General features: G+C 58.5%; 4 protein-coding genes and 1 pseudogene. All 5 read right to left on the bottom strand.

Annotated features, from left to right (window positions below; all coding sequences use genetic code 11):
• A pseudogene (locus KBZ15_RS15145) lies at positions 1-872 on the bottom strand (NAD-dependent DNA ligase LigA); the annotation flags it as partial.
• A gap of 59 nt (positions 873-931) precedes the next feature.
• On the bottom strand, positions 932-1,687 hold the full coding sequence (locus KBZ15_RS15150) for a hypothetical protein (RefSeq protein WP_255016033.1): 756 nt from the start codon (positions 1,685-1,687) through the stop codon (positions 932-934).
• A gap of 3 nt (positions 1,688-1,690) precedes the next feature.
• Positions 1,691-5,275 (bottom strand): TM0106 family RecB-like putative nuclease, encoded by a 3,585-nt coding sequence (locus tag KBZ15_RS15155; protein WP_255016034.1) that lies wholly within the window; start codon positions 5,273-5,275, stop codon positions 1,691-1,693.
• A 97-nt stretch (positions 5,276-5,372) separates the two neighbouring features.
• Entirely contained in the window at positions 5,373-5,882 is a 510-nt protein-coding gene (locus KBZ15_RS15160; RefSeq protein ID WP_255016035.1) for a hypothetical protein, read from the bottom strand.
• A 601-nt stretch (positions 5,883-6,483) separates the two neighbouring features.
• Complete coding sequence (locus KBZ15_RS15165) at positions 6,484-6,918, bottom strand: hypothetical protein (protein WP_255016036.1); 435 nt, start codon at positions 6,916-6,918, stop codon at positions 6,484-6,486.
• Positions 6,919-7,127: the final 209 nt, after the last annotated feature.

Here is a 7,127-nt window from a genome sequence, read left to right on the forward strand (position 1 = left end):
AGCTTCACCACCACCCCATCGGTGGCATAAAGGAGCCCATGGCGCTGCTGCTCCCACTCCGCTGTAAAAGCCTGCACCGCGGGGAGATCTGCACAAAGCCTGGCGTTGGGGTTTACCCGGAACCCGGCCTGCTGCAACCACTCCAGGCAGCCCCACTGATGGGTCTGGGCTATGGGGTAATCATCCGGCAGGTGCAGCGTGTAGCCAAAGAAGTCGAGCCGGCGGCCAGCCACGACTTTGGGGTCGAGTTGGCGCAAGGTACCGGCGCAGGCATTGCGGGGGTTGGCAAATAGCGGCTCCTCATTGGCCTGCCGCTCCTGATTGATTTGGGCAAAGGTGTCGTCCGGAATAAATGCTTCTCCGCGCACCTCCACCCAGGCAGGCGGATCCTCCATCTGTAGACGCAGCGGAATCGACTGGATCGTGCGCACGTTGGTGGTGATCTCCTCGCCCCGGCTGCCATCACCGCGGGTGGCCGCTCGCACCAGCAAGCCGTTTTCGTAGGTGAGTGCTAGGGCGTTGCCATCGATCTTGAGCTCACACACCATCGGCAGATCGGTGCCTTCTTCCAGATCCAGTTCCCGCAGCAGGCGGCGATGCCAGCGCTCGATCTCCTCGTCGCTGAAGGCATTGTCGAGGCTGAGCATCGAGATGCGGTGCTCCACTGATGTGAAGCCATCGCTTGGGGAGCCACCCACCCTTTGGCTGGGGCTGTCAGGCGTGATTTGCTCGGGGTATTGCTCCTCCAGTTCCAGCAGTTCACGGTAGAGGCGGTCATAGACCGCATCTTCCATCTGAGGATCGTCAAGCACGTAGTAAGCGTGGGCTGCTCGATTTAGAAGGGTTTTGAGCTCAGTTAGGCGTTTAGTCATTTTTGATCAGTGATTGTGTTGATCAGTTACCGGGTGGATTCGTTCTGGCAGCTTGATTCTCAACAAAATCCTTGTATTTTATCATCTCCTACGTCTACAATTACGCTATCACCCTCGGCTTGCCACGCCTCGAAATACTCCAGTGGCATCGATAAGTATTTAGCCATTGACTCAAGAAACAGATCGCTGTACCGGAAATCAATAGCGCAGTCCGCGAACTCATCGAGTGCCCTAACTAGTTCTGCAGGCTGAATAGAGGGAAGACCCATCTGTTCAATGATTAAAGCCCACTCTGCCTGCTCAGCTGGCTCCATACTGTCGTATTCACGACCATCCATCTCTTCACCTTTGCCATAGACCCACCAAAGATTTCCCTGCTCCTTTAACTTCCTGATCAACGCAGGGGGACAATGGGCACCTGCGAACAGGGCGTCTTTAGAACGCATCCTGACGTCAAACCTCAAGAGTTCCGCCTCATTGCTAATTTGAAGCCGCAGGCTAACCGGCTCCACTGAAATACTGGCTTCCAGATTCCAGCGAAATATCTGGGGTCTTTTCGTAAGCGATTGGATGCGCATAAGCGATTGATGCAGCACCCCACCCAGCGTGGATTCGGCTAGTTCAATGCTAAGCAGGCGAGTAGCGATATCGCCAAAATCCGGATGCCTAAATAGTAACCCCGCATCATCCAATGCTACTTGCAGCCGTTCTGGATTGTTAAATCCAAGGAAATTGGCAACTGCTCCGCAGCCCCCATTTGGCAAGGCGAGAACTACAGGACGGTAATGCACAAACAATCCAATCGTATCCGTCATTAATCAGCCCTCCTTGCCTTGACCATTTGCAATCACGCTGCACAACCGATTAAGACGTTGCACATTGGCGATGCTGTTACTAATTCCAGTAGCCAGCTCTGGAGAACCCACCACTATCGAGAGGCACTGGGCTCGACTGATAGCCACATTGAGGCGGTTTGGGTCGAGCAAAAAGTCAATCCCACGGGGAGCACTATCGCCATCGCTAGCGGTAAGAGAATGAATCGCAACGGGGGCTTCTTGCCCTTGAAATTTGTCGACGGTGCCAATTCGCGCCTTCTGGCCGATGCGCTTCTGCAGTCTGTTCACCTGCATGTTGTAGGGAGCGGTGATCAGGATCTCCTTCTGGCCCAGTACCCCGCTCTCAGTAGTCATCTCGCCGTCAACGAGCCGGGCACGCTGGTAGGGCCGGCCATGCAGCCGTTCCACTAAAGCAGCAATGTATTCCACCTCTTCTTCGCTGAGCGTGCTGTTGCCGCTGTGGGGCACCGCCTCAAACACGAGCCCCTGCTTTGGGCCATCCCAGTGCACCTGGTTGGCTGAGTTGCAGGAGGCAGCTTGCAGTTGGCCCTCATAAAAGAGCTCTGACACCACTTCGGTGAGCGGTGGCGGCATACGCCAGCTGGTGGCCAGAAACACACCCCGATCGGCCGGCACCACGGGGTGCTCTTGCATTACATAGTCGAGGCAGCTCAAGCCGCTCTCGCCGGGGTGATCAGCCCGATTGGGCTGGCTTAGCTGCTGCTGATCACCGACCAGCAGGATGTTGCGCGCCACCTTGCTCATATAGAGCAGGTTGCTGAGCGACACCTGGCCGGCTTCGTCAAGAACCAGCAGATCAAAGGGTGCCCCGTCATACGCCTCCTTCACCAGGGTGAACACCGTGCCGCCAAGCACGGCGGGGGCGTCCGGCAGGTTGGCCTCCTTGAGGGCCTGGGCGTGGGAACCGGACAGTGATTTCACATCGGCTTGATGGCTGGTGCTACTTGAGGCCTTCACCACCAAGGCATTGCTGCCGTGTTCATCTAGACACCCCTGCACCTTGCGCAACACGTTGTTGATTGCCTCATTGCCGTTGGAGCTCACCGCCACCCGCTGGCCGGCTTGCACCAGCTGGGCGATCACCTCGCCGGTGACGGTGGTCTTGCCGGTTCCAGGTGGCCCCTGGAGGCATAGCCCCAGGCCATCGGCCTCCGTCAGGAAGGCCGTCAGTTCCGCAGCAGTTGTGCTCGGCGACTGGCGGATGCGCTGATTCAGCGGTTCGAGTTCCGGGATCGTGCGGCGCTCCAGGAGATGCAGCAGCGCCGGTGGCAGGGCCTGGTGCTCGCCCACCCAGCCCTGGGCCTGACGCACCAGATCCTTGAGCATGCTCCGGTACATCAGCTTAGGCAGAGGCACAAGATCGGCGGCCTGCGGCAGCTTCTCGCCTCTCAGGTTCACCGCCTTTGCCAAATGATCACCAGTGGCTTTCATGGTTACTTGATCGGGCTGGTTCTCCTCAAGTAGACCCTCAGCGCTCCATGCCTTGCCATCGGCCAACAACAGGTGATCTAGGGGCAGCAGGCGCGTGCCATCGAGCAGCAGCGGCACCAACGCAAAGCGAGGGTTGCGTCCCTCGCGGGCGGCCAGTTTGAGCGGCTGGCTTGCATCGAAGCGGTAGCGGAAGCCAAAGGAACTCCTGATCCGCTCCACCGTTTCCAGCTGGGCAGCAGCGATCACTTCGCTGTCGTCCTCCCGCTCCTCCGTCGTCATCTGCAACCGGTGGAAGAACTCCCACCATTCGACCCTTCCTTCCCGCTCATAGAAGTCGATCAGCTGGCCCAGCAAGCGCTGCAGCCGGCGGCTGAGGCCTCGCGGGCCGATGGCGTCGGCATCGACATCCACGACCTGTTGTTTTTTGGTTTTCGTCTTCGCTGTTGGCGCTTGATCGCCAAGCTCAGCCAGCAGCTCGAACGCCGCCAGCTCAAGATCTTTTTGGTAGGCGCTGGTCTGCTTCTCCTCCTCCACTTCCTTGGCTGCTGTGCCCCACTTGTTGGCACGGAACTGGATCTGCTGCCTCTCAGGCAAGTTGAGCAGGAACTGGTGCAGTCCCTCGGTGACCCGGCAGTCCTTCTCGTTGTAATCCTGGAGATCCTGCAACAATGGGCTCTGGCCGGGGGCCTTGCCAGGCACCAGTGGCTGGCGAGATTTGCGCCATTCGGCGTACTGCACCACCGAATCAGCAGCGTTCTCCACCTCCTCGGTGCGGGCGTCGCCATAGAGGCGCTCCACCTTTTTGATCGAGTAGCTCGGTGCGCCTACCAGCAGGCCGTTGCGCACGATCGGATAGAGGTCCACCAGCAGCTCCTCCCGCAGCCACTGATCGATCAGGGCTTGGTGGATTTGGTGGCGAGAGGCCAGGTTGCCGAGGGCGGTCTTCTCGTAGCTGGCGTAGTGATAGACGTGCAAATTGGGATAGCGCTGACGGCGCTCCTCCACCCACTTCACGAAGTCGTCAAAGGCCCCCTTCTCCTCGGCCGGGCTGTGGGCCCACCAGGGCTTGAACCGCAGCTCGCCCTGACCATCGCGGTAGCAGGCACCAAAGAGATACTCCAGCTTCTTGCCGCTCACCGGATCGGGGAAGCCCTCCATGTCGAACCAGATGTCGCCGGCATCGGCTGCCGGCAGCATCTTTAGCCCGCGGCTTTGCTGATCCAGCGGTCGCACCTGGTGGGCGGGACGGCCGTCGCTGCGCTGCTCGCTTTCGAGCTGAATACGGGCCTGATCGCGCAGTCGCTGCAGCACGGCTGGATCCATCCCCGTGACGAGTTGATCATCCAGGGAGGCTGCGAGTGCGTCGATGGAGGTGATTCCGGCGGCATGGAGCTTGCGGCGCTGGCTCTGGCGCATGCCGGCCACCAGGATCAGGTCTCGCTTTCCTTCCAGACGCTGCTTGATGAACGGTTCCCACAGGCCATGATCACCGGGTGCATCCTCCGGTCCCTGGTTGGGATCGAAGGTTGCCCGGAAGTCGCGGTAGCGCTGACGTAGCTGCTCATACCAGCTCCAGAACTGAACTGATGCGTAAGGTTCAAAGCGGGCGCCACCGAGGTAGAGCTTGAAATCCTCGGGACGGTGGCCCAAGATCGGCTCCAAGAGCTCGCAATAGGCGCAGGCCTGAACGAGGTAGATCGGCTTGGGGTGGCTGGAGAGCTTGCACTCAATCGGGATGTAGCTCCACGCGCCAAGCCTGGAAGGCCGCTCGATCCGCTCCAGCAGGTCGGCAGAACCTCGCATCTCGTCGTTGTGCAGTGAGGCCTGCCAGATGTAATCGGCACCTTCGCGCATCGCAGCAAGCGTGGCGTCGTAGTCCTCCTGCTCCTGCTTGCCTCTGAGCTCAGCAATGGTTTTGCCATCGAGCTTGAGCTGAGCGATCAAAATTTTTTCATGCTCAAGGCCCGCATCAAACAACAGTTGCTCCAACGCATTGGTGGCTGGCCTTGGCGCCCGATCCGGTGTGGTGGCGTGCACCTCCTCCCACCAAGCACCGATCACCGGACTGCGGCTGAACAAAGCGAGCTGGGACGGGGTGATCAGGCGGTCGGACATGAAGTTGGTTTTCTGTGGTGCTCAAGACCCTTTCAGCATCGTCGATCAGAATGGTTGGCGCAGCTTCTCTGGTGCGAATGACGACTTCATTCAGTTTTTATGCAGTTCTTGCATAGCCAGTTAGGCGGGCCTGGAGTCCAGTCCACACACGCCACAGCAACCCTTGGCGGCAACCGGTGTAGACGGCAGGGCTGAGGGGATGGTCGTCACAGCCATCAATGAAAAGCAGAGCTTCTGAGAGCAACTGATCGAGTCGATCCATGGTTTCTGAGGCGCTGAGTGTGGCGTCACATGCTTCCAGCTGGGCGATCGCAAGCGGGCGTGGCGATTGCAGCTCTTCGGCCCAACCAACCCCGTCAAGCGAAAAGTCAATGCAGACGAGTGCTTCACAAATCTGCCAGAAGCTCAGCGCCGGTAAATTGCCGGGTAAGGGCAAAAAGTGAGCCTCAAGATCCAGTCCGTCTGAGTAATCCATCAAGATCGTCGCCAGGCCAAAAAGCAACCGCCAGCGATCCGGTGCAGCAAGCGACTGGTGGAAGACTGGATTGAGGTGATACAGCTCTAACAGTTCGGTCGATTCTGCGGCCTCAACAGGAGAGCTTTGCAACTGGGTGCAAAACGCAGAGAGGAGCGGGGTTTGTGCTACTGACAATGGTCTGCAGTGGTTTTATTTGAACCCAGCCTGGCAAGACCTGATCACAGAGAAGGCAGGCTTGCGCGAACGACGGCGTGAGGATTGCTCAGATTGCCTTATGCAAGATCCTCCACCAGCACATATCGCCCAATGACTTTCATGCCCAACGAGGCCAGATCGTCCGATTCTATTCACCAGATGCATAGATCTGGCTTGAATGGGGGAGCTTCCACCAATTTCGTGCTCGTTGTGCCATAATTAGCAACTTATTCATCAATCGGCGGTCGTATCGTGGAAGCCACGAAAGCGCCGACCGCATAGAAGGGGGATAGATCAACATCCCCTTCCAGAGCACTGGTCCAAAGCACCACTGCCAGAAGAACAGCCATGATCAAGACCACCGCAGCTGTGGCACCAATAAGTCAGCTGGACAGTCACAGCATCTTCAGTTCGCCTCTCTAACGCTATCGGCCAAGCAGTGATCGCTCTGCTGCAGCAGTGGCAGTGCCTACGCGTTAGCCACCGCTAACGCCTCCAGAGGCAGTTCCTTGCCCCTGGAGGCGCATGATGCCGATCACTCCAGATCGACGTTTTCAAGAAAAATTCGGCAGTGCATGAGTCGATCTGCATCAAAAGCCCACGCTGCAACCAGACTGTGTTTGGCCTCGGCGTCATCTTTCATCTCCGCCACCACATCGTCGTGGAAGCTCTCCAGCCGCCGCACCAGAGTTAGGGCAATTTCCTGATCCTCGGCTGCAGTGGTGGCCAGCGTCTTGATCAGATCCAACACTTGCTTGGCCTTGGCACTCGGCTGCCGCTCCGACTTCTCCGGGCGCTCGGGCTTGTTCTCCTGCATGGCCATCAGTTCCTGGGGGGTGTTGGGGATACCTCTGCCCACCGGTGTCGCGTCTTGACCGGTAGCCATCTCTGGATGAACGCCGGCGTTGGGATCTAGGGGCTGGCCACCCTGGAAGCGGTAACGGCCACGGGGCTGGTTGGGCTTGCTCATCACACATCCGATCTCGATGCCAATAGCTTCGCGGGAGTGGAGCACGGGAGAAAGGGGCCAACTGCGAACGACGACAGAAGTCAATTGCAGCAATGGATCTCCGCAGGTATGGGTTAAAACAGCCGGTTGAAGTCCACAAGCCAGCTATCGCGTTGATGCAGGCGACGGTTGATCTCCTGATTGAGCTCCCGGGCGCTAATCGCCAGGGC

Source organism: Cyanobium sp. BA20m-p-22 (genome assembly GCF_024346275.1).
GTDB lineage: Bacteria > Cyanobacteriota > Cyanobacteriia > PCC-6307 > Cyanobiaceae > Cyanobium_A.